21 protein-coding genes are annotated in these 23,639 nt (G+C 54.0%); 3 read left to right on the top strand and 18 right to left on the bottom strand.

Annotated features, from left to right (window positions below; all coding sequences use genetic code 11):
• Window positions 1-5 precede the first annotated feature (5 nt).
• The 14 genes from H2508_RS14420 to H2508_RS14355 form a co-directional block, all read right to left on the bottom strand.
• Entirely contained in the window at window positions 6-461 is a 456-nt protein-coding gene (locus tag H2508_RS14420; protein ID WP_182175302.1) for an FKBP-type peptidyl-prolyl cis-trans isomerase, read from the bottom strand.
• 6 nt (window positions 462-467) lie between these two features.
• Window positions 468-989, bottom strand: a complete 522-nt coding sequence (lspA, locus tag H2508_RS14415) for a signal peptidase II (protein WP_235965413.1) — start codon at window positions 987-989, stop codon at window positions 468-470.
• Window positions 982-3,786, bottom strand: a complete 2,805-nt coding sequence (gene ileS, locus H2508_RS14410; RefSeq protein WP_182175296.1) for an isoleucine--tRNA ligase — start codon at window positions 3,784-3,786, stop codon at window positions 982-984. Before ileS ends, lspA begins: the two co-directional genes overlap by 8 nt.
• Window positions 3,787-3,831: 45 nt before the next feature.
• Entirely contained in the window at window positions 3,832-4,767 is a 936-nt protein-coding gene (gene ribF, locus H2508_RS14405; protein WP_182175293.1) for a bifunctional riboflavin kinase/FAD synthetase, read from the bottom strand.
• A 100-nt stretch (window positions 4,768-4,867) separates the two neighbouring features.
• Window positions 4,868-6,463 (bottom strand): murein biosynthesis integral membrane protein MurJ, encoded by a 1,596-nt coding sequence (gene murJ / locus H2508_RS14400; RefSeq protein WP_182175291.1) that lies wholly within the window; start codon window positions 6,461-6,463, stop codon window positions 4,868-4,870.
• A 34-nt stretch (window positions 6,464-6,497) separates the two neighbouring features.
• Entirely contained in the window at window positions 6,498-7,511 is a 1,014-nt protein-coding gene (locus H2508_RS14395; protein WP_182175289.1) for an aspartate carbamoyltransferase, read from the bottom strand.
• A gap of 94 nt (window positions 7,512-7,605) precedes the next feature.
• Complete coding sequence (gene sbcB / locus H2508_RS14390) at window positions 7,606-9,057, bottom strand: exodeoxyribonuclease I (protein ID WP_182175286.1); 1,452 nt, start codon at window positions 9,055-9,057, stop codon at window positions 7,606-7,608.
• A 3-nt stretch (window positions 9,058-9,060) separates the two neighbouring features.
• Window positions 9,061-10,584 (bottom strand): fumarate hydratase, encoded by a 1,524-nt coding sequence (locus tag H2508_RS14385; RefSeq protein ID WP_182175284.1) that lies wholly within the window; start codon window positions 10,582-10,584, stop codon window positions 9,061-9,063.
• A 79-nt stretch (window positions 10,585-10,663) separates the two neighbouring features.
• On the bottom strand, window positions 10,664-11,443 hold the full coding sequence (locus tag H2508_RS14380) for a hypothetical protein (protein ID WP_235965411.1): 780 nt from the start codon (window positions 11,441-11,443) through the stop codon (window positions 10,664-10,666).
• A 113-nt stretch (window positions 11,444-11,556) separates the two neighbouring features.
• Window positions 11,557-12,177 (bottom strand): urate hydroxylase PuuD, encoded by a 621-nt coding sequence (locus H2508_RS14375; RefSeq protein WP_182175282.1) that lies wholly within the window; start codon window positions 12,175-12,177, stop codon window positions 11,557-11,559.
• Between the two features lie 240 nt (window positions 12,178-12,417).
• Entirely contained in the window at window positions 12,418-14,064 is a 1,647-nt protein-coding gene (groL, locus tag H2508_RS14370; RefSeq protein ID WP_182175279.1) for a chaperonin GroEL, read from the bottom strand.
• A gap of 61 nt (window positions 14,065-14,125) precedes the next feature.
• Window positions 14,126-14,416, bottom strand: a complete 291-nt coding sequence (locus tag H2508_RS14365; protein ID WP_182175277.1) for a co-chaperone GroES — start codon at window positions 14,414-14,416, stop codon at window positions 14,126-14,128.
• A gap of 213 nt (window positions 14,417-14,629) precedes the next feature.
• Window positions 14,630-15,043: an FxsA family protein gene (locus tag H2508_RS14360; RefSeq protein ID WP_182175275.1), complete on the bottom strand. Its 414-nt coding sequence runs from the start codon at window positions 15,041-15,043 to the stop codon at window positions 14,630-14,632.
• 74 nt (window positions 15,044-15,117) lie between these two features.
• Window positions 15,118-16,149, bottom strand: coding sequence for a DUF481 domain-containing protein (locus H2508_RS14355; protein WP_182175273.1), 1,032 nt, complete (start codon window positions 16,147-16,149; stop codon window positions 15,118-15,120).
• 32 nt (window positions 16,150-16,181) lie between these two features.
• Here H2508_RS14355 and H2508_RS14350 point away from each other — a divergent pair, with 32 nt between their 5' ends.
• The 3 genes from H2508_RS14350 to H2508_RS14340 are packed head-to-tail and all read left to right on the top strand — an operon-like array spanning window position 16,182 to window position 18,711.
• Window positions 16,182-16,502, top strand: coding sequence for an MGMT family protein (locus H2508_RS14350; protein ID WP_182175271.1), 321 nt, complete (start codon window positions 16,182-16,184; stop codon window positions 16,500-16,502).
• Window positions 16,503-16,528: 26 nt separating this feature from the next.
• Window positions 16,529-17,515 (top strand): phytanoyl-CoA dioxygenase family protein, encoded by a 987-nt coding sequence (locus tag H2508_RS14345; protein ID WP_182175269.1) that lies wholly within the window; start codon window positions 16,529-16,531, stop codon window positions 17,513-17,515.
• Entirely contained in the window at window positions 17,515-18,711 is a 1,197-nt protein-coding gene (locus H2508_RS14340; protein ID WP_182175267.1) for an acyltransferase family protein, read from the top strand. Before H2508_RS14345 ends, H2508_RS14340 begins: the two co-directional genes overlap by 1 nt.
• An 82-nt stretch (window positions 18,712-18,793) precedes the next feature.
• Here the strand turns inward: H2508_RS14340 and H2508_RS14335 are convergent, their stop codons facing one another.
• The 4 genes from H2508_RS14335 to H2508_RS14320 form a co-directional block, all read right to left on the bottom strand.
• Window positions 18,794-19,858: a phytanoyl-CoA dioxygenase family protein gene (locus H2508_RS14335; protein ID WP_182175265.1), complete on the bottom strand. Its 1,065-nt coding sequence runs from the start codon at window positions 19,856-19,858 to the stop codon at window positions 18,794-18,796.
• Window positions 19,859-19,888: 30 nt separating this feature from the next.
• Window positions 19,889-20,776 (bottom strand): glycosyltransferase family 2 protein, encoded by an 888-nt coding sequence (locus tag H2508_RS14330; RefSeq protein ID WP_182175263.1) that lies wholly within the window; start codon window positions 20,774-20,776, stop codon window positions 19,889-19,891.
• A 68-nt stretch (window positions 20,777-20,844) separates the two neighbouring features.
• On the bottom strand, window positions 20,845-22,803 hold the full coding sequence (locus tag H2508_RS14325; protein ID WP_182175261.1) for a sulfatase-like hydrolase/transferase: 1,959 nt from the start codon (window positions 22,801-22,803) through the stop codon (window positions 20,845-20,847).
• An 8-nt stretch (window positions 22,804-22,811) separates the two neighbouring features.
• On the bottom strand, window positions 22,812-23,591 hold the full coding sequence (locus tag H2508_RS14320) for a class I SAM-dependent methyltransferase (protein WP_182175259.1): 780 nt from the start codon (window positions 23,589-23,591) through the stop codon (window positions 22,812-22,814).
• Window positions 23,592-23,639 lie beyond the last annotated feature (48 nt).

The raw sequence follows: 23,639 nt of genomic DNA, 5'->3' as shown, positions 1-23,639 counted from the left end.
CTCCCTTAGTGCAGCTCGGTGGGTTCCACTCGATGAATCTGCACATCAAACAAGATGGTCCGCCCGGCGAGGGGGTGATTGAAGTCCACCGAGACTTCCTCATCATCAATCGCCGCAATCACACCGGGCAGCTCAGCGCCACTGGCATCAGCAAACGAGAATACCAGGCCAACTTGCAGCTCAGCGCCCTCCTCGAAATGACTGCGCGGAATCAACTGTACGTTGTTGTCATTCGGTTGACCAAAGGCATTTTCCGGCTCTACGGTAAACAGCTGGCGATCACCGGGTGACATACCAAATATCAGCTTTTCAAAGCTGGGCAGAAGGCTGCCGTCACCGATGACAAAGTCCACCGGCTCGCCACCAAAGTTGGAATCAACTTCTGAGCCATCTTCCAGACTGACTGAGAAGTTAAGAAACACACGTGTGCCCTCACTGACGGCTACATTCTGAGTGCTCATTGCGCCCTACTCCTTAATGACTTGTTCATCCGCCGGCGAGCGAACTCGAAAACTATCCAGCACCATACCGACGGCACCGGCGCTAATCGCGGCATCGGCCAGGTTAAAGGCCGGAAAATAGCTGTTCTGGTAGTGAACAGAAATGAAGTCGACCACATAGCCTAGCATCATACGATCCCAGACATTGCCTATCGCACCACCCAGTATTAGCGCTAAGCTCAGTGCCAACAAATTATGGCCACGGGGTAAGCGGTAAATCCAAACCACAAGAACTGAGCTCACCACCCAAGCAATAGCCGTAAAAAAGTAGCGCTGCCAACCGCCGGCATCACTGAGAAAGCTAAAAGCCGCACCGGTGTTATGTTGCAGGGTCAGGTTAAACCAGGACCACACCGGCAATGGCTGACCATAGTGCAGTGTCGCAGTAGCCAGTGCCTTAGTGTATTGATCTAGCCCTATGACCGCGATTGCCAAGACATACCAAGGCCAAGCCCGTAGGCCATTCGATATTGACGCTGTATTAGGCAAAGCGGCGCTGCTCACCGGGACCTTCGATATTGTCGATACAGCGACCACACAAGGTCTCATGCTCGCTGTGAGTGCCCACGTCCGGGCGACGGTGCCAGCAGCGCTCACACTTCTCATCTGTTGAGACTGCCACAGTCAAACGCAAGCCGGAAAGCTCCGTCGCAGCGGCCTTGCTAGGCGCCGTATCTAAAGCGGCCAACTCGGCCCCAGAAGTAATCAACACAAAGCGCAGCTCCTGTGCTAGAGGCTGCAGTAGTTCCAGCAATGACTCATCACAGTACAGCGTTACGATGGTGTCCAGTGAGCCGCGCACGGTACCGGCTGCCCGCTGTACTTCAATCTCGCGGTTCACCGCGCTGCGCACTGCCATAACCGACTCCCAGTACTCTCGGCCCATGGCGACAGTGTCAGGCAGCTGCGCCAGATGCTCGTAGTGATGAGCCAAAAATACCGATTCGGCACGCTCGCCGGGCAGGTTTTCCCAGATTTCTTCGGCAGTAAAGCTAAGTATCGGGGCCACCCAGCGCACTAGCGCCTCAGCGACGTGATACATGGCAGTCTGAGCGGAGCGTCGCGCCACACTGTCACTCTGGGTGGTGTACTGGCGATCTTTGATTACATCGAGATAGAAACCACCCAAATCATTGGCGCAGAAGTGGTGCAGTTTTTGATAAATCTGATGGAACTGATAGTTCTCGTAAGCCTGTTCAATTTCCCGTTGCAAACGAGCTGCCCGGTCCACCGCCCAGCGATCTAGCGATAGCATCTCTTCGGCGGGCAAAACATCGCTAGTCGGATTAAAACCGTTCAGGTTAGACAGCAAAAAGCGCGCTGTATTACGTATGCGGCGGTAAGCATCTGCAGTGCGCTTGAGAATCTCATCGGACACGGTCAACTCGCCACGGTAATCCGTAGCGGCCACCCACAAGCGCAGGATATCGGCACCGAGATCATTCATCACCGTCTTCGGCGCAATGATATTACCGATCGACTTAGACATCTTACGGCCTTCAGAATCTACCGTGAAGCCGTGGGTCAGTACCGTTTTATAGGGCGCCTCATGATAAGCGCCAATACTGGTTAGCAGAGAGGATTGGAACCAGCCCCGGTGTTGGTCGGAGCCCTCCAAATACAGATCGGCAGGTGCTCGCAAACCATCGCGCTCGCGCAGTACGCAGGCATGAGTGACCCCTGAGTCAAACCACACATCGAGGGTATCGGTGACCTTGTCGTAGTGAGCGGCCTCTTCGCCTAACAATTCAGCAGGGTCCAGATCAAACCAAGCCTCGATACCGGCAGCTTCTATACGCTGGGCAACCTGTTCCATTAACTCGCTCGTGCGCGGGTGCAGTTCACCACTTTCTTTGTGGATAAACAGTGCAATTGGCACCCCCCAGGTGCGTTGACGCGAAATACACCAATCCGGGCGATTAGCCAGCATGGCGTCGATGCGAGATTTCCCCCACCCGGGCAGCCACTGCACCTGTTCAACCGCGTCCAGCGCATCATTGAGCAAGCCATTTTGCCCCATGCTGACAAACCACTGCGGTGTCGCGCGGAAAATAATCGGGCTCTTGTGGCGCCAACAGTGCGGATAGGAGTGCTCGTAAGATTCGTGGTGCAACAGCGCAGCGCGCTCCTGCAGCAACTCGACCACGGCATCATTGGCTTTGAACACATGCTGTCCAGCAAAGAACTCGGTGTCTGGCAGGTAGACGCCATTGCCACCGACCGGGTTGTACACCTCCACTCCGTAGTGCTGAGCTACTATAAAGTCATCTTGACCGTGAGCTGGGGCAGTGTGTACCGCACCTGTACCCGCCTCGGTCGTGACGTGCTCGCCCAGTATGATAGGCACCCGCCGCTCCAAGAAGGGGTGCTGCAGGGCCTGTCGCTCCAGCGCCCGCCCCTGACAACGGCCCAGAATTTCAAGCTTCGCTAAACCAAAGCGCTGCGCACAGGACTCAGCCAACTCTTCGGCAACTAAGAGCGCTCGCCCCTCAGCAGCAATCAATACATAATCCAGCTCGGGGTGGAGGCTTACCGCCATACTAGCGGGCAGTGTCCAAGGCGTTGTGGTCCATATCGGCACCGCGATGGCGCCACTGTAGTCGCTCTCACAGGCAGCACTGATAGCAGCGGCATCAACCGCCTCGTAGGCGACGTCAATCGCTGGCGAAAACTTGTCTTTGTATTCCACTTCAGCTTCAGCCAAGGCCGAGCCACAGTCCGTACACCAGTGCACGGGTTTGAAACCTTTGTGCAGATGACCATTGTCGATGATACGCGACAGGGTGCGAACGATATTGGCTTCAAAGCCAAAGTTCATGGTTAGGTATGGGTCGAACCAATCACCCAAAACCCCCATGCGGATAAACTCTTTGCGCTGCCCATCCACTTGCCGCGCGGCGTACTCACGGCACTTCTGACGGAACTCAGCAGCAGTGATTTTCACCCCGGGTTTGCCAGATTTCTTCTCTACATTTAGCTCAATCGGCAAGCCGTGGCAGTCCCAGCCCGGCACGTAGGGCGCGTCATAGCCCGCCAAGGTGCGCGACTTGATAATGATATCTTTGAGAACCTTGTTTACGGCGTGGCCCAAATGCAATTCACCGTTAGCATAGGGGGGGCCATCGTGCAGGATGAAGCTCGGTCGCCCGGCACTGTGCTCACGAATTTTGCCGTATAGGTCCATATCTGCCCACTGCTTTAAACGCTGCGGCTCGCGCTGGGCTAAACTGGCCTTCATGGGGAAAGCCGTTTTCGGCAGGTTCAGCGTATCTTTATAGTCGCTCATAGTTCTCTCATGTTGTCGCGATAGCCCTCTAGGGCCTCACTTCACTTAGTCCTGCCCGGCAAACCATTCCCGGGCGGTGGTGATATCCTTGGCAATCTGCTCACGTAGCTGTTCTACCGAGGCAAATTTTTGCTCCTCCCGCAGCTTGTGCAGGAAGGTGACTTTGATGTGCTTGCCATACAGGTTGACGTCGATATCAAGCAGGTGCACTTCTAGATTCGCTTTGATGCTCTCGTCTACTGTCGGCCGTGTGCCCACATTGGCCACGCCCTTGGCCCCTGCTAAACCAGGGCCCTCGACTGACACCACAAACACCCCAGATAGGGCGGCGCGCAAGCGGTGCAGCTGCAAGTTCGCCGTAGGAAAACCCAGCTGACCACCGAGCTGACGGCCATAGACCACCTTGCCAGCGATGCTATAAGGGCGGCTTAGCAAGGCTTCGGCGAGCTCAAAATCAGCTTCTTCTAAAGCCTTGCGGATACGAGTACTACTGACTCGCTCACCGTCAAACTCCAGAGTCTCTGTGGCCCCAGCCTGGTAGTTATTGCGGGGCCCCTGAGCCTTAATAAACTCGGCGTCGCCTTGGCGATCGTTGCCGAAGCGAAAATCATCACCCAGCACGATGTAGCGCACTCCCAGCCCCTCGACAAATACCTCATCGACAAAGGACTGAGCACTTTTATTACGCAACTGCTCGCTAAAGCGAATGCGCAGTACACGCTCCACTCCCATATCCGACAGGGCCGCGAACTTCTCGCGAAAGCTCATCAAGCGAGCGGGCGCAGCTAAGGGCGTCAAATATTCTCTGGGTAGCGGCTCAAACACGATCACCACTGATGGCAGGCCCAGTTCTCGAGCCTTTTCCAGTAGGTGTCGAATGACCGCCTGATGCCCCAGGTGTACGCCGTCGAAGGCCCCGATAGTGGCCACGCAACCGCGGTGTCTGGGCTGCAGGTTATGCAGGCCTCGAATCAGCTCCATAGCAGGGTAGTTGCCCAGTTAAAACAAAGCCTGAAGTATACTGAAATAGCCCCGCGTATCCTATGGCGCGGGCTGGCAATTTGCCCTGAGCCTAGCCCAATCAGGCCACGCGCGGGCTGCGCAGCTGCTGAAAACGACTACCGAGGACGAAATGTGCCAGCAGATAGGCTACTCCCCCGCCGATACAAACCACGGCTATTTGCAGCGCTCGCTGATACCAATTAAGCGCCTGCAAGTCGCCCAAATCCGGACTCAAAGCCCAGGCTGCCAGGGCCATGGCCGCAGTGGCGGCTAGTAAGCGCAGCAGGTATAGCCCCCAGCCGGGCTGGAATCGGTACACCCCCTCCCGCAGCAGACCACGCAGTAACAAGGCCGCGTTAAGCCATGCCGAGGCACTGGTGGCCAGCGCCAAGCCGACATGGCCAATATCAAAATAGAAGTACAAGGGCAGCACAAAAGCAACATTTAGCAGCATGTTGGCAACCATTGCCTTAATACCAATTTTTACCGGCGTGACCATGTCCTGGCGGGCATAAAAGCCTGGTGCCAGTACCTTGATCAGCATAAAGGCAATAAGCCCTAGGCAATAGGCCTGCAGGCTTAAACTAGCCATCGAGACATCGTGGGCACTGAGCGCACCGTATTGAAACAAGGTAATCAAAATCGGCTGGGCGAGTAATATCAGTGCCACTGCCGCGGGCACCGCCACCAGCAGAATCATGCGCACCGCCCAATCGAGGGTCAGAGTAAAGTCTTCGCTGCGCGCACCGGCGCGGTGTGCAGAGAGACTTGGCAGAATCACTGTGGCAACTGCAATACCAAAGACCCCCAGCGGCAACTCCGTCAGACGATCAGAGTAATAGAGCCAGGACACACTGCCGGTAGGCAAAAAAGAGGCCAATACCGTATCGAGCAGCAAGTTAATCTGGCTGACCGACACCCCAAACAAAGCCGGCACCATTAGGCGGAGAATACGCCGCACTCCGGGGTGCTGAGTGTCCCAGATAGGACGCGGCACCAGATCAATCCGATACAGTGAAGGCAGCTGAAACAAGAGCTGCAACAGCCCGGCAATCAGCACTCCCCAAGCTAAGGCATATACGGGTTCAGCAAACCAAGGGGCCGCAACTAGAGCCGCCACAATCAGGGATAAGTTCAAAAATACTGGGGTAAAGGCCGGCACTGCAAAACGGCCATAGCTGTTGAGGATAGCGCCGCAGAAGCCGGTCATGGAAATCAACAACAGATAGGGAAAGGTAATGCGAATCAGTTCCGTAGTGGCTTGGAACTTATCGCTATCGCCCAGAAAGCCTGGGGCAAAAAGTCCCGCCACCAATGGCGCTGCCAGCACTGCTAGGGTGGTGACCATAATCAGGGTGCCACCGAGCACCCCCGAGACCCGGTTCACTAAAGCCTGCACGGCATTCAAGCTGCCCTGCTCGCGGTAATCGGCCAGCACTGGCACAAAGGCCTGGGCAAAGGCGCCCTCGGCAAATAGGCGGCGCAAAAAATTGGGAATTTTGAAGGCCACAAAAAAGGCGTCAGCATAAGCGCTGGCGCCCACGGTTGCAGCGATGACCACATCGCGCAGCAAGCCCAAGACCCGCGACATCATGGTCATGCTGCCCACCAAGGCACTGGAGCGGAGCAGACCCGGCGCCGCTTTCGTCACTTTTTTATCGGCCTCAGTACTCACTCTGTAACAGCCCTAGAACAGCAGCGTGCTGACATTAGAAGCGCCCTGCGGTGTACCAATTCACATCGCGAGCGCAGCTGTCGACCAGATCAACCACATCCAGCACCAGGGCGAATAATGCCATGCGCACTAATACGCCGTTATCCGTCTGGCGGAAAATGGCTAGGTTGGGGTTGTCATTAAGATCGTCGTCCAGCTCCCGCGCGGTATCACGCGAATCCCGCGGCAGCGGATGCATAATGACGGTATTCGGTTCGCAGTGCTCGGTGTAAATGCTCTGATTTAAGCGGAAGCGCCCGCGGTACAGGTCAGCCTCCTGTTGGCTACTGAAGCGCTCTTCCTGGATACGGGTGGAGTAGACAATATCCACATGCGCAATACTCGCCTCCAACACATCCGACTCCAGCACCTTGTGACCGGACTGACGCAGCTGCTCAACAATCTCACCGGGCATACGCAGCTCCTGTGGCGAAACCAAAACCACTTGAATATCGTCGAACAAACACATCAACTTGCACAGTGAATGCACCGTGCGGCCATGGCGCAAGTCGCCCACCATAGCAATACGCAAACGGTCGATGCCACGGCCGCGGCCCGCTAACTCACTCTTAATGGTATACAGGTCGAGCAGCGCTTGGCTGGGGTGCTCATTAGCACCATCGCCGCCATTTATCACAGGAACGCGACTGGCGGCGGCAAACTCTGCCACCGAACCCGCCGCCGGGTGGCGCATGGCGATCACATCGGAGTAGCCGCTGAGCACCCGGGCGGTGTCGTACAGCGATTCGCCTTTGGCGATTGCGGAGTTTTCAATACCAGTGGTTTCACGCACCTCACCACCCAAGAGGTTAAAAGCACTGCCAAAACTGACCCGAGTCCGAGTGCTTGGCTCAAAGAACATAGAACCGAGGATCGCACCGTCGAGCACTTTGGTCACTCGCTGACGGTGGGCATAAGGTTGCATACGATCAGCGACGGCAAAGATGCGCTGCACATCAGGACGCTCGAACTGACTGACGGAGAGGATGTGGCTACCGGCAAACTGCACGCGGGTCTAACTCCCATACAAATTGTGATGGCTGCATTATAGGGGCAGTCGCTGCCCTATGCCCATCGGTGCATGGCGAACTGGTAGTAGTTCACTAGGCCAGTAGTGAGTCGCCGTAATCGAGTAGCTGCTGCAGCAGTGCTTGATCATCCGCTGGCAGGTCGTCAGCGGCCAACATCTGCTCAATCAGCTCATGAAATTCTTCCATACACAGCGCGGCACCCGCTTCAGGGTCGGTGAGTCGCAGGAAGCGAAACTCTTCCCACTGCTCGCGCTCTAGCTCATTGAGTGTTTCAGGGTGGTTGCGTGCGCGATAGCGGAACAGCAGCTCGGGGAGGCGCGCATCCTCAAAAGGAAAGCTCTGCTGGGCCAATTGCTCTGGGCTTGCCTCGCGCACCCGCGCCATATTGCGCTTGTCTTGCTCAGGGAAAAAACCGCCGCTGTACAGCATGCGCTCCGGATCAGTGATTGGCTCGAACTGCCGCTCGGCGTAGATCGCTTGTATTTTTTGACTAAAGGCTGCGCTATCTGCCTCACGCTGGGCGCGCAGTGCCGCCAGATTAGCCCGGCAGGTGGCGCCATCTAGGCCGATACGCGCCGCCACCTCGGGGCTGGCCATTTTGGCTGTAACCAACAATGGGCAGCGGTTGAGATGAATGGTCTTTAAGCCCGGGCGCTGCCGCCCTTCGGGTAAATCAACAGCGCGGGTGTAAAGCAGCTGCTGAATTGTCTCGACATCGAGCTCAGCTAAAGGGCTTGGGTCGACACTCAAGTCATAGCAAATCACTTCATTGCTGTTACTCGGGTGCTGTGCCAAAGGCACCACCAAAGCCGTATTGAAGCGCTCTGCGCCGAACATGCCAGAGACATGCAGCACCGGCTTCATCGCGGGAATATCCAACATTTGCCGCGCTGAAGCTTTATCGCGGTGGTTTACAACATAGTCATAGAGCCGCGGCTGCTTCTCCCGCACTAAGCGCGCCACGGCAATGGTGGCATGCACATCGGACAGCGCATCATGGGCGGCTTCGTGGCTGATGCCGTTGGCCGCGGTCAGCTCCTCCAACTTAAAGCTGACCAAACCGTCTTCACGCTGCGGCCATACAATCCCCTCTGGGCGCAGGGCATAAGCCGCCCGCAGCATATCGATGATATCCCAGCGAGAATTGCCGTTTTGCCACTCCCGGGCATAGGGGTCGTAAAAGTTGCGGTACAGGGTGTAACGGGTCACTTCGTCGTCAAAGCGCAGTGAGTTATAGCCCACTCCACAGGTCCCGGGCTGCGCCAGTTCCTCATGTATCAGACGGATAAATTCACGCTCCGGCAGGCCTTTTGCCAAAGCCTCCTGGGGAGTGATTCCGGTTACTAGGCAGGCCTTTGGATGCGGCAGATAATCATCTGCCGGGCGGGCATAAATAACCAGCGGCTCACCGATGGGATTGAGCTGCGCATCCGTGCGCAAGCCGGCAAATTGCACCGGCCGATCCCGCGCGGGATCGACCCCAAAGGTCTCGTAGTCGTGCCAATAAAAGGTCGTGGCCGCCATCGTTTAGACCACTTCGATGGCCTGCTCTTCGATCTTTTGTTGCCAGATTTTTGGACCAATTTCGTGTACCGAGGTGCCGCGGGCATCCACCGCCACACTGACTGGCATATCTTTCACTTCAAACTCGTAGATCGCTTCCATGCCCATCTCTGGGAAAGCCACTACGCGAGACGAGGTGATCGCTTTAGACACCAGGTAAGCCGCACCGCCCACTGCCATCAAGTAGACCGCTTTATGCTTTTTAATCGCATCGATACCGACAGGGCCGCGCTCTGCCTTGCCGATCATGCCCAGCAGGCCGGTTTGCTCCAAAATGTAGTCAGTGAACTTGTCCATACGGGTGGCTGTAGTGGGACCAGCCGGGCCGACCACTTCGTCGCGCACTGGGTCGACGGGGCCAACGTAGTAAATAAAGCGCCCTTTGAGGTCAACTTCGGGCGGCAAACCTTCACCAGACTGGATTAGCTCGGTCATTTTCTTGTGCGCCGCATCTCGGCCAGTGAGCATTTTGCCCGACAGCAGCAGGGTATCACCGGGCTGCCACTGGGCGGCCTCTTCGGGAGTCACGGTGTCTAGGTTTACGCGCCGCACCTTATCACCCACCTCCCAAGTAATATCGGGCCACTGATCAAGATCTGGTGGTGTTTGCAGCGCCGGGCCCGAGCCATCTAAGACAAAGTGCGCGTGACGCGTTGCGGCGCAGTTGGGGATCATCGCTACCGGCAGAGAAGCCGCGTGAGTTGGATAATCCATGATCTTGACGTCTAGCACAGTGGTCAAACCACCCAAGCCCTGAGCGCCAATACCCAGCTTATTCACTGCATCCATGATTTCCAGACGCAATTCTTCCACTCGGTTGGAGGGGCCGCGCTTGCGCAGCTCATGAATATCAATTGGGTCCATCAGGGATTCTTTGGCCATCACCGCTGCTTTTTCTGCGGTTCCACCAATGCCGATACCCAGCATGCCTGGCGGACACCAGCCTGCGCCCATGGTCGGCACCGTTTTCACAACCCAATCGACAATACTGTCGGAGGGGTTGAGCATCGCCATCTTGGATTTGTTTTCAGAGCCGCCACCCTTGGCCGCCACCTGCACATCCACGGTGTCACCTTCGACCACTTCCATATGAATCACGGCCGGCGTGTTGTCTTTGGTGTTTTTACGGGCACCGGCTGGGTCAGCCAAAATAGATGCGCGCAGTACGTTGTCGGGGTGAGTGTAGGCCCGTCGCACACCTTCGTTCACCATATCAGCCACTGACATAGTGGCGTCCCACTGCACGTTCATACCGATTTTCAGGAACACAGTGACAATGCCGGTATCCTGACAAATCGGGCGGTGACCTGTGGCACACATGCGCGAGTTAATCAGAATCTGCGCCATGGCATCCTTGGCAGCAGGGTTCTGCTCGCGCTCATAGGCTTCATTAACCGCCTGTACAAAATCCAGCGGATGGTAATAAGAAATAAACTGCAGGGCGTCGGCGACGCTATCGATGAAATCGTCCTGGCGAATGACAGTCATGGAGAATTCCTTGCTAAGAGACTAGATTTCAGGGGGTGTCAGTATACACCCCCGGGGAACAGTAGGGCCTATATCAGCTTTAGGGCGCAGTTGAAGCGGACTCCAGAGCCCGCACTGAGGCTTGCAAACGGGTTAAGTGCGAGTTGATCTGACGCCTGAAGGCATTGATCGATTCCACCCACTCTTCGTTGCTCTGCACACGTTTATTCATTTTGGACAAGTCCAGATTAATGCGATTAAGGGCATCGGCCACCCGCTCTACTTCTGCGCCATTGGCTTTAGCGCTGGCCATTAATCGCTCTAAATCACCAGCGACACTTTTTAGCTTAGTGATATCAGCGGCAGCGCTTTTGATCTGGGCTTCGGCGCTGCTCAGTGACTTTTCAGTGCTGGCTAGCTTTTTACCCTGAGTAGCACTGGCCTTCTCAAGCTCGTCTAGCTTAGCTTTGTTGCGACGCCAAGCAGAGGCCCACAATTTATCGACCTCGGAGTACAGCTCCTTAATCTTTACCGCCATAGCCTGAGTGTTTTGGCTCAAGCCCTCGTCGGTATCAGACAAGCGGTCCTCGAGATCAGCAATACGCTCCGCATAGCGCTCCATGGTGTGGTTGGCCTGCTGTAACTCCTCTTGCAACTGCCAAGCCCAGGCACAAGCTATTCCTGCCACCACCAAGGACAGAGTAATAAACAGTCGCGTCCACAATCCCGCACCATTACCAGCGCCCGTTCTGGGCGGCTTAGCACCGCCATTGCGAGATGCCTGCTTATTTGGGCGGGCCTTCTTCGGGCTAGCGTAGTGCTGCTCGCTATCCCTAGTAGGCACTATTGAGGGGATGTGATCCAAATCGTCTTGAGACATAAAGCAACTAATCAATCAGAGTCGAGCGGCCATTATACATAGCCGCTAGAGGGGCAGAAACTAAAAAGCCGGAACACAGTGCTCCGGCTACCACAGCCGTTACAACTAGCCCATTATAGGAAGGCGAGTAGTGCCCACATTACGCCGGTCAGGGCGATACTGCAGTGGATCACTCCCACGACACTGGTCATTGGGCCGGTCTTGCCAAATAGCGCATTGGCTTCAACCGCCAAAATCAATAGCACCGCAGCAATCAAGCCGGTTGAGCTCATATCCATGATCACCAGATGCTTGGAGCCCAGCATACCCATCAGCATGGGGCCGGACAGCAAGGTGTTGGTGCGCGACGCCAAACCTGCCTTAGCCGCAGCCACTGGCCCTTCGCCAGGCTTTAAACCCAACACAATCTGCTGCTTGGGCCAAATAATGAGCCACACGTTGAGGAACATTATTGTGCCAGCCAAGGCACCTAGCAAGATCAATGAAGACTGGACGAGGTATTCCATATCTAGCGCGGAATGCAGCAAGGCAAAACCGGTGATAAAGGTGAACATAGCCCCCCAGCGGAACCACCACAGGGCTCGCGGCGCCAGTTTCTTCATTGCATCGGCTTTGGCTTGGGCCTCAGCTTCTTTGAAATACTCGGTCTGTACGAAGTTGAAGTAGTACAGCATGCCGATCCAGGTAATGCCGAACATAACGTGCGCCCAGCGCAAGATGAACTCAATAATCATGGGTCTCTCCTTTTATTGCCATTATGGCCCCAGCGATCATTGTACACGCTGGCGCAGAGAGAGTATCTACGATGCTGCTCCCAGGCTCGGTGATAAGGCGCTGCTACTTTGCACGCGCCTCTGCTGAGCAATGAGCTGAGGGGCAGCTTCATTCATGTAATTGAAGCCATTCCGCTCGCCCATAAAAAAACCCCAGCTCAAAGAGCTGGGGTTTTCGATAGGCCTATGGACCAGGCTTTTTTACATCATGCCGCCCATGCCACCCATGCCGCCCATATCAGGCATTGCAGGTGCAGCATTGTCGTCCGCAGGAGCGTCGGCAATCATCACCTGAGTGGTGATCATCAGGCCGGCAACAGAACCTGCAGCCTGCAGCGCAGTACGAGTAACTTTAGCAGGGTCAAGGATACCCATCTCCAGCATGTCGCCGTACTCGCCAGTTGCAGCGTTGTAACCGAAGTTACCGTCGCCACCTGTGCGAACTTTGTTCAGTACCACAGAGGCTTCGTCACCGGCGTTGCTCACGATCTGACGCAGCGGACCTTCCATTGCGCGCAGAGCAGCAGCAATACCTGCCTGCTGGTCTTCGTTGTCACCCTTCAGGTCAGCGATAGCGACAACAGCGCGGATCAGCGCAACACCACCACCGGCAACAACACCTTCTTCAACTGCCGCACGAGTTGCGTGCAGAGCATCTTCAACGCGGGCTTTCTTCTCTTTCATTTCGATCTCGGTGGCAGCACCAACCTTGATCACTGCAACACCACCAGCCAGTTTGGCAACGCGCTCTTGCAGCTTCTCACGATCGTAGTCAGAAGAAGTGTTTTCGATCTGAACACGAATTTCTTTCACGCGAGCTTCAATGGCTTCAACTTCACCAGCACCATCGATGATGGTTGTGGTGTCTTTGTCCATAGTGACGCGCTTAGCAGTACCCAAGTGCTCCAGAGTAGCGGACTCAAGATCCATGCCCACTTCTTCAGAGATCACCACACCACCGGTCAGGATCGCCAAGTCTTGCAGCATAGCCTTGCGACGATCACCGAAGCCAGGTGCTTTACAGGCAGCAACTTTCACGATGCCGCGCATGTTGTTTACTACCAGAGTAGCCAGTGCTTCGCCTTCAACATCTTCAGCGATGATTACCAGCGGCTTGGAAGCCTTGGCAACCTGCTCCAGCAGTGGCAGCAACTCACGGATGTTAGAGATTTTCTTGTCAACGATCAGGATGAAAGGTGACTCGATGTCAGCGTTCATGTTGTCCTGATTGTTGATGAAGTAAGGAGACAGGTAACCGCGGTCGAACTGCATACCTTCAACCACGTCCAGCTCATTTTCCAAGCCAGAACCTTCTTCAACGGTGATCACCCCTTCTTTGCCCACTTTACCCATAGCTTCGGCAATGATGTCGCCTACCTGGGAGTCGGAGTTAGCCGAGATAGTACCTACCTGAGCGATAGCCTTGTTGTCTTCACAGGGGATAGAGGCTTCCTGAACTTTAGCAACAGCTGCAGCAACGGCTTTATCGATACCGCGCTTCAGGTCCATTGGGTTCATGCCCGCCGCAACGGCTTTGAGGCCTTCGTTGACAATGGCCTGAGCCAGTACAGTAGCTGTAGTGGTACCGTCACCAGCTTGGTCGGAAGCTTGTGAAGCCACTTCCTTAACCATCTGTGCACCCATGTTCTCGAACTTGTCTTTCAGTTCGATTTCTTTAGCAACAGATACACCGTCTTTGGTCACAGTAGGTGCGCCAAAAGACTTGTCTAAGATAACGTTGCGGCCCTTGGGACCCAGTGTCGCTTTTACTGCATCTGCCAGAATGTTTACGCCTTTCAGCATACGCTGACGAGCGTCGTCAGCGAAAATTACTTCTTTAGCTGCCATGATCTAGTTCCTTAATAACTCAATTTGTTCCAATGTTCTCGAAAGCGAATTGCGCGTTGTGTTACTCAACAACGGCAAAGATTTCGCTCTCGCCCATGATGATCAGCTCTTCGCCGTCAACTTCGATCGTGTTGCTGCCTGCATACTGGCCAAATACCACGCGATCACCAACCTTGACGGCTAGGGCGCGCACATCACCGTTGTCCAGCACTTTGCCTTCGCCAACCGCAACCACTTCTCCTTGGTTGGGCTTTTCTTTAGCAGAACCGGGCAACAGAATGCCACCGGCAGTAGTTTCTTCTTCTTCCTTGCGACGAACGACCACGCGGTCGTACAACGGACGGATTTTCATTTGTGAGATTCTCCTAGTAACGATGTTATGCAAGCCCCACAAGGGGTTACTTGCTGTATTGGGGCGGTAAAATGTGTTTTCAAGGCCCAGCTAGCACTCTTTGCAAGAGAGTGCTAATTTTAATCTTGACTGGGCAACTGTCAAGCGCCGAGATCGAGCCATTAAAATCAAAATAAGTCTTATTTTTCAGTAGCTTATAGATAAACAGGCGACTCAGTCATCCACCCGCCGGTAGCTACCCTCAATTGTGACATGAGAGTCAGAATCTCGCTCTGAGCGGTATACTTCGGGCTGTTCACCGGCGAAAAAGCGTTGAATTTTGCGCCGCAAAGGTCCAATCAGCACAATCACTGCCGCAAAATCAGTGATCATGCCCGGCACCAGCAACAACAGTCCAGCCAAACCCACGGCCATATCATCGACTAGCAAACGAGTGCCAAGCACCTGCCCGTGCTGAGCTTCACGCAAGCGCTGAAACATGCCCATGCCCTGGCGCTGTATCACTAACAGACCGAGCACAAAGGTGCCAAAAACATAAGCCAAGGCCGTCAGGGCACTGGTTTCAATGCCCAGCTGTATCAATGTCGCCAATTCCAGCCATGGCAGCAGAAGTAAAATAAATCGCATCTAGCCTCTCCTCTGTACTGATAGTGGGGGCATAGTCCCCTATTACAAGGGCTAGATGCAGAAGAACTGGTGCGCTACCACTTATAATTGAGCCCGATCGACCAAGTCTGGTCTTTTTGCTCGATATCATCCTGAGATGGCAGGTTGTCGTAGTCGTACTGCAACTGAATGGTGGAGCTGAACTGACCGTTGATGGGGTACTTAAAGCCGGTCAGCGTGCTTACCTCATAATCCTCCGAGCTCTGAAAAGCCTGCAGCATGGCGTGGCGATGAAAAAACTCCATGCCTTTATCGTTAAAGCGCCAGGCAAAATCGAGGCTCCACAAGAAAGCCGGCGTCACTCGGTCATGACCAAGAGAAAACTGCTCGTCGAAGTAGTTCACCGTGCCCTTGGCAAATAAGTCGACATAGCTCGTCTCCAAGAACTGATAGCCCATACCCAAACCCAGCAGCGTGCGCTGCTCAATGTCTTTGAATTCATCCTCTTCATAGGAGGCGTTGCCCACCACGAACCACTGCTCAGTAAAAAACTGGTCATATTGATAGGCACTGCGCCACATATTGCGCGCTGTTTCGGAGTCCAGCCGCTCCTCCTGATAACGCAGCATTATGGTATGGCGCGATTCGATAAAGCGCATTTCAGAGCGAGCGTCGACATTAATCTTGCTCAGATTGTTGTTGCCCGATGAGTCTTCTGCGGCAATATTTATATTGCCTTTCTGCACCAAGATCGGCGGCGGTTCGTTAACTGAGTCACCGGCGGCAAGTACCAACTTCCAGCTCTTCAGTACTTCAACGCCTTCATTGCAATGGAGCAGTTGCCGATCGCGCTGCACGTACATCCAGCAATTATTCAGCTCGCGACCGCTGAGCTTAAAATCGAAGTGACCATGCGACTCAATGCGCCTAATGTGAAATTGATCTACGCTCAGTTCACCATATACTTCGGACTTCCAGCGCAGCTTGCCATTTTCAAGACCCAATAAGGTCCCTGGAATTGACTCACCATCTGTCGTATAGAGGCGATCTGCCAACACTGAGTGAGTGAAAAGCTGGCAGATAATAACGAGGGGAAATAACAGCTTGTGAGTGCGACTACGTTTCAAAATACTCTTTCAACATATCATCTGAACTCGCGATGAGTGAATATGAACCCAGCCTCGACCAGCGCGTTTGGCAAGTTGTGGCGATGATCCCCTCTGGTAAAGTGGCCACTTATGGCGATATCGCTCGCCAAGCAGGCCTGCCAGCTGGGGCCAGACGAGTCGGCCATGCCTTGCGGCAATTACCAGCAGACAGCAAAATACCTTGGCACCGAGTCATCAATGCTCAAGGAAAGCTTTCATTAGCACAGGGTTCTGCTGGGTATTATACTCAAAGAGAGCGGCTGACTGCAGAGGGCTTGGTGCTTAACAAAGACAAAATAGTTGATTTCTCCCAGTGCCGATGGAACCCTTAGCCACCACCATAACAAATCACTCCAATATGCAGGAACTTCTCGACTCCAGTGCGCTGCTTGGCGATACCCAAGCCATGCGCTCCCGCTTCAATGAAGACGGCTATTTATTTTTGCGACAGCAAATTGAGCCAGAAGTACTGCTGGCGCTGCGCAGTTCTATTACTTCTATTTGTCAGCGCCACGGCTGGCTGGCAGCCAACACAGATCCGCTAGAGGCGATCAGTGACCATCAGCCAGTGGTGGAAGGCGAAGAGGCCTACTTCCCCGTTTACGATGACATACAGCGTTTAGAGTCATTCCACGCCCTCGCCCACCACCACAAGCTTATGGAGCTTATGCAGGCTCTGTTGGGGCCGAGCGCCTTCCCCCACCCGCTGTCTATCTGTCGCCTGGTGTTTCCTGACAATGTTGAGTGGTCTACTCCGCCCCATCAGGATTACCCCAACAACCAGGGCACCCGCGACTTACTCGCTAGCTGGTTACCTTTGGGTGATTGCCCGATCGAGCTTGGCCCGCTGGCTATTTTGAAGGGCTCTCAGCAACTCGGCCTGCTCCCGCTGACCTTTTCCCTCGGCGCCGGCCATCGACAGTGCGTATTGGATGAACGGCACGAGGAGCTAGAATGGCACAGCGCGGACTTTGCCGCTGGAGACCTCCTTATATTTCACAGTCTCACGGTACATCGCGCCCTCCCCAACCTCAGCAATCGCATGCGCCTATCGGTAGACTTCCGCTATCAACGCGAACACGAAGCGCTCACTGAGCAAAGTTTGTTACCGCATTTTAATCGTGAGTCATGGGACAGTATCTACCAAGGCTGGTCCAATACATCGCTGCAATATTACTGGAAAAACAAAAGCTACAAGCTTAATGCTTGGGATAGCTCTTTTCAGGAATTACCCGAAGAAGAGTGGCAGGAATCACTGAAACAACGCATCCGCTACGATCGCCAATTAGCACAGCGCTATGCCAAACGCGGCGCCAATACCCCAGAGCAAGGCAGTATCAATTAATGCAAACAGCAGCAACCACTCCTCAGCCCCAAGCTTGGGCTGGTCGTGCCTTTAGCTGGTTGCAATTAGACGCTGGGCTGCGCGCCGAACGCAGTTATTTACCTGAGCTTGAGAGTTTGCGCGGGCTGGCCATATTATTGGTCTATTTATTTCACTGCTGGGGCATCAGCGGCTTAAAGGTGGATGGAGCACCTAATTTAGCGCTGAGCTTTATTATTAGCGGCAACACCGGGGTTACGCTATTTTTCGTGCTCAGTGGCTTTCTGCTCAGCCTGCCATGGCTCAAACATTACAGTGACCCACAGCGGCCCCAGCCCTCTGTAAAGCGCTTTTATATATCGCGTGTCATCCGCATTTTACCGATGTACTACGCAGCGCTGCTGTTTACATTCGCTGTACTAGGGCCCTCAATGGAACTGCTCAAGGCCGGCGCGTTCTTTTTTGTCGGCTTCGATTTGTTCCCCTATAGCGTCGTGTGGTGGACCCTGTCGACTGAAGTACAGTTTTATCTGGCGCTACCGCTGCTGATGTCCCTGTGGTTGCTAAAGCCACTAGGACGCTTGCTGACAGGCTTGCTACTTCTGGCCTGGTGCGCAGCCTACTATTACTTTGTCTTGAGCAAGCCCGATATAAACCAAGCCTTTCCGTTCTTTTTTACAAAATCTATTTTTGCTCGCTTACCCGCTTTTTTATGCGGCATATTCGCCGCTGCGATCTACGTGTATCTCAATAAAAAAACCCACATCCATCTTGTTAATAAAGTCCGAACTTGGGCCTTGCTGTGCTGCGCTATTAGTCTGATTGCGCTCGGCTTAGTCTTACAGAAGGTCGCCTCTATCGGTGACCAACAGTCCGAAGCAACATGGCATATCCACCATTTCTACGAATCTTTTCTGTGGTCCGTTATTCTTCTTAGCTTGGTGTTATATAACTTTCCCGGTAAGCGCCTGATCGCCAACTTGCCACTGGCGATTCTGGGAAAGCTGTCTTATTCGTTCTACCTCACCCATGTACCCATACTGTTCTACTTAATCTACCCAATCAAAACGCGCATGGGTGAGGCAGCCTATCTAGACTCACTCTGGCTCTACGCCATGCCCCTGATCGCCATGCTTTTAGCACTTGGCTTATCGATCTTCACCTACCGCGCCATCGAGCTGCCGTTCTTGAACCTGAAGCATAAAATCGCGCTTTAAATTTATTTCAGCTCGCCCTACCTTTGACAAAACATCTGCTAAAAGTGTGATTATTTGCCTCTCACTGGGTAAACAGCACAGCTTAAAACAACAGCGGCATTTGCTTTTGTGGCGCACAGGAGGCGGCAAAAAACCAAGACTCAACCGCATAGCGGTAGTGGCGGTGATGAGGATAAAAACCTGTGCGATGCAGATTGTATTGATCAAAAAATAAGGCATCCCCAGGCTGAAACTGTGGATTGAGGGCCGGTGACTCCCTAGTGATCTGATCAACTAAACCCGGGCCCACGGTCCAGTCAAAGGGTGCGCCGTGGGTACCGGTTTGGTGAATGACTTTATTTCGATCCGCAACGATATCCATACCGGGTGCGGCGGCATCTCCGCCGCATTCACTCAAGGCAATCCACATGTTGACTGTGCGAATACCAGCACCGAGAAAGCGCCCGTCCTGATGCCAACCCGCCTGTTGCTCTGGGTTGGGTTTAACCTTGCGCAGCACCCATTTTTTAACCGACAGCATTGCCGGCTCACCGAAATAATTGGCCAGCAAGTGCTGTAAACCTAAGCGCGCATAGAGTGCAGTCAGCTCAAAGGCCATTTTGGGTGAATCAGCGGCCCATACTGAACCATGGTCACTGTACTGCTGGGCACCCAAGCTGCCAAACTGGGCAGGGCCTCCGGCAATACGCTCAGAGCGACTATACCAACGCTCATCACCAGCTTCGCCCTCACCTTGCGACAGACGCCGCCGAGCTAGCAAGGTATTATCAATACCCGTTTTTAAATCATCCACTTGCTGCTCATTCAGCAAGCCCCGCACAATTAATCCGCCAGCACCAATCACCCCCGCTGCCAGCGACTCGCAATCTAACTCGCTCCGCTCAATTTCTGCTAAACCCTTGTTCGCAGCAAAACGGTCATCATGACTCGGCGGCCACTGCTCAGGCTTATTGCCCCAATCCACTTGGGCATATGCCGCTAAGCGGATATCGAGGATTTTCTGTTCGAGCTCTGGTGAGGGCCGCTGCACCTGCTCTTGGCTCAAACAGTCCAGTGCCGCAGCAAAGTCGGCGTTCTGCAATAAGTGATCAGCACGTTGTAAAACATCGCCTGCTGTATCAGAGTGAGCTTGACTGTTTGTGAACATTGACACCGTCCTGTGTAAACTGAAACTCCGCTAGTTTCTCAGATGAATCTTGGAGGCCTTAGTTGGCAAGTGACCCATGAAATTTAAAACTTTATCAGAAACCAGCTCGCTGTGACCCCTAATCTGCTTGTACTGCTCTCGGTACAGCGCTAAGCGTTGCTGCCTTTTCTCTTCGCTACTATTGGTCGTAGTCCCACCGTGCACTTGATGGAAGCTGCCCTCGCCGACTAACTGGATCGGTGTGGCGCCCTCTGCGTCAAGCGCTTGCTTATAAATATCAAGGTTAACAAAACCACCACCGGGGAAGTCAAAGCGCTCATCAGCACCGCCGATTTCCTCAAACAAGCTACGTCTTAAAAAAAGGCAATTGGACTCAAACATACGGTTAAACCAAGTGATCTTATTGGCTCCATTGCGCAGCGGAGTACCAATCTCAAATAACTTGTAACCATCGCTGGGCCAAGCAATCTTTGCCAGCAACTTGTCTTCTGCCGCTTGGTCGTAACCTTCAACGATCGACTCGGGCTGCTCTTTAGGCCCTAAGTAAAAATAGCGTGTTGCCACCACCGGATTATCGAAGGCCGCAAAGCAACGACTAGCCCACTGCAAGGTTCCAGGGGTCAACAAATGGGCGCCATCGATCATTAAACAAATCACATCACCGCTAGCGGCCTTCACCCCGGCATTGACCGCATAAGAGGGCGAAGGCGGTGCGTCATCGATACGCAGCTGCTGCAGTCTCAAGCCCGGATAGTCATCGGCATTAATCGCCAGTGGCGTCGGCGAGCCGTTATCGACCAGCACCACTTCATAATCCAGTTGATCGCCACCTAATTGGTAGCTAGGACACAGTGCCTCTAGACTGCGAGGGATTTCGCGCTGCATGTCATAGGCAACAAGGATAATTGACAGCTTCATTGACTCACTCTAGTGCAGCCCCAGCACTGCTAGCGCTGGAGCAGAATTTATATTCATCATTGCTATTGTCAGCGCAAGCCGCCATCGCCGCCTCGCTCGACTAGGGCCTGACACAATTCTCCCTGACCACTAGCAACACTATTTTGCAGATAAACATCCGCATGCTCATCGGCGACTAGGCGCTCATTCCAGAAACGGGCCGGCCCCAGCTGCCCCTGAAAGACCTGTCCGCCACTGGCGTCGCGGCCAAGAGTTGTGGGCTGACTAAAATCCTGCGGTGGCAGGCGCGGCGTGTCGGTGCTGGCTGAGGCCACTTTGACGCCATCGTAAAACAGCTCCACCAAGCCCGACTTAAAAGCTGGAGCACTGTAGGCCTGGGTAAACTGCGTCGCGATGACTATCTCGCTGCACTGCCCCGGCGGAGGCTCTGCCGCCACTAACTCTAAGCCCTGCATGTTTAGTTCTAGCTGACCTGCCTGTCGCTGCAAACGCCAGTGCGGCTCTTGGGCCGCAATGATTTGCGGCCCCATCGAGGTAGAGCGGCCCTCAGGTTGAAGCGCTAAGGCGAAGCTCCAGCCCTCCACACCGGGTGTTCGAAGCACATCATAGCCTGCAAACTGCCCCTGCCCACGACTAGACTCCATATCGGCTACAAATGGCAGGCTGGGGGCATGCTGCACACGATGCCAACGGCTATATGCCTGGGTAAGCTCAGCAACGAGACTGCTTTGCTCCGCTAGGGCTACATCCTTGCCACCTGCTGCTGCAGCCAAGTCAGTCAGGTGCATTTTGTTTTCGTAATCTCGGTAAAGTCGCCAGCGCCCCGTCTCATCCAAGACCGACCAACTGTGAAACACTGAATTGCTAGCCTCCCAAAACAAGGGACGCGAGACAGTTCTCGCATCGTCATTGGCAGCTAAAAAATTGCCTGCTGCACTATCACCCGGCTGTCCCTTCGCTACCGCTACCAAAGTAGGAAGATAATCCTTTACTGAGAGCACGCGATCATCTTCTAAACCCGCTTCAAGCTGGCCGGGCCACCTGACAAAGAGCGGCGTGCGCACCCCACCTTCAAAAAAAGTCGCTTTGCCACCTCGAAACGGCGCATTACTGGGATATTCTTTTGCCGTTCCGCCGTTATCACTGGCGATGAGCACTAAAGTCTTATCGGCTAAGCCCAAGTCATCTAAGGCCTGTAGCACCCTTCCCACTAAAGCGTCAATTTCTTCAAGCAATGCCAAGTAACGCCCTTCCGCCGTGGCTGGGTGCCGAGATAAATACTCTTCGGTTGGCTGCAAAGGCCGGTGCGGCGCATAAGTCCAATAGTTTAAAAACCAGGGGCTTTCATCCTTGGCATGCCGCTCAAGAAAATCTAATACTGCTGTATTCAATAGGTACGACAAGTGCCCCTCATATTGCTTGGGTGCTTCCATGTCGTGTTGCAGCCAAGGGTTGTGGTAAGTAGGCCGGCCCGTTATCAACTCAGTCTCAGTATGTGGGCCCCGCAATAAAAACTGGTTCAAAAAACCAAAGAAACTGTCGAAGCCCTGTGCATTAGGCCAGGCTTCCCGAGTATTAAAACCGGCGTGCCATTTGCCAATATGATGGGTTGTGTAACCTGCCTCACGCAATTGTTCGGGCAAGGTTTTTATTTCTGCAGGGATACCGGCAGCGGCCGGCCGAAAACCCATTGACGCTGGGTCCTGCCCCGATAGCAGAGCCACGCGAGTCGCTGTACAGGTGCTATCGGTATAGTGTCGGGTATAACGCAGGCCCTGCTGAGCAAAGCGGTCAATGTGTGGCGTGACTCCCGCACCACCACCATAGGCGCCCACATCATTAACCCCCATATCATCGAGCAGGATCAACAGAATATTCGGTGGGGCCGCGCTGGCTTCCCGAGCTAGGCCTGAAACCTTGGCTTCGTCACCGCATGCACTCAGTGATGTGAACAGCACTAGCAAAATTGCTACCGCCGACAGCTCGGCCCACTTCGCTTTAGCCACTGTGAACAGGCGCAGTTTCACGACAACTCTTAAGCCGTCGCTTTGCCCTGGCCACCTTTCTTGCGGTTCTCTGTGATTTCTCTAAAGCGACCCGCTTGGCGCCTAGCTTCCAAAAAGTGCGAGGCATGAACATAAAACTGTCTCAATTTCTGATCAGAGGCCTCATCACCTTTGAACAATAGCTGAGTTAACTGGGTTTCTGGCGCCTGCCCACCGGGTTTACGCAACACCCCCAAACCGAAGCCATGGTGAAACTTAAAAATTTCTTCATGGCTCTGCTCAAGCTCTTCAAAGTATCGCCAAGCACCGAAGTCCTTTAAACGCGCCATGACGTCATGAAACAGCACAATGCCGCCGGGTCGCACCTTGGGGTACCAAGTTTCAAAGTCTTCTTTAACGGCCTCATAAGTGTGTAAACCGTCAATGTGCAGCAAGTCTATCGAGTCGTCCTTGAAGTGCTGCAGGGCCTCGCTAAAGAACATCTTCATCAGGTAGGTGATGCCCCGATAATTTTCCCGAGCATGCTTTTGAACATCTAAAAAGATCGACTCATCGTAAGCATCGGTATGCTCGTCGCCTTCCCAGCAGTCGACGGCGTAGGCAACCCCATCGATATTGTTTTCGATCAAGGACTGGCAGAAAGTAAAGAACGACAGCCCATTATAAACGCCGAGCTCTACGAGCATTTTGGGGCGAATCGCTGCCACCAAATCGTAGGCAAAAGGTAAGTGATCCACCCAAGTGCTAAACACCATGCGCTTGGGCTCAAAACGCTGTAGTGAAGGAGGGAAATAAATACTGTCGGACATGCTTGATAGCTTCCTTTTAAATTCTTAGGCGGATTAGCGGAAAGTCAA

Source organism: Sediminihaliea albiluteola (assembly GCF_014077625.1).
Classification (GTDB): domain Bacteria; phylum Pseudomonadota; class Gammaproteobacteria; order Pseudomonadales; family Halieaceae; genus Sediminihaliea; species Sediminihaliea albiluteola.
This window is presented reverse-complemented; position numbering and strand designations above follow the sequence as displayed.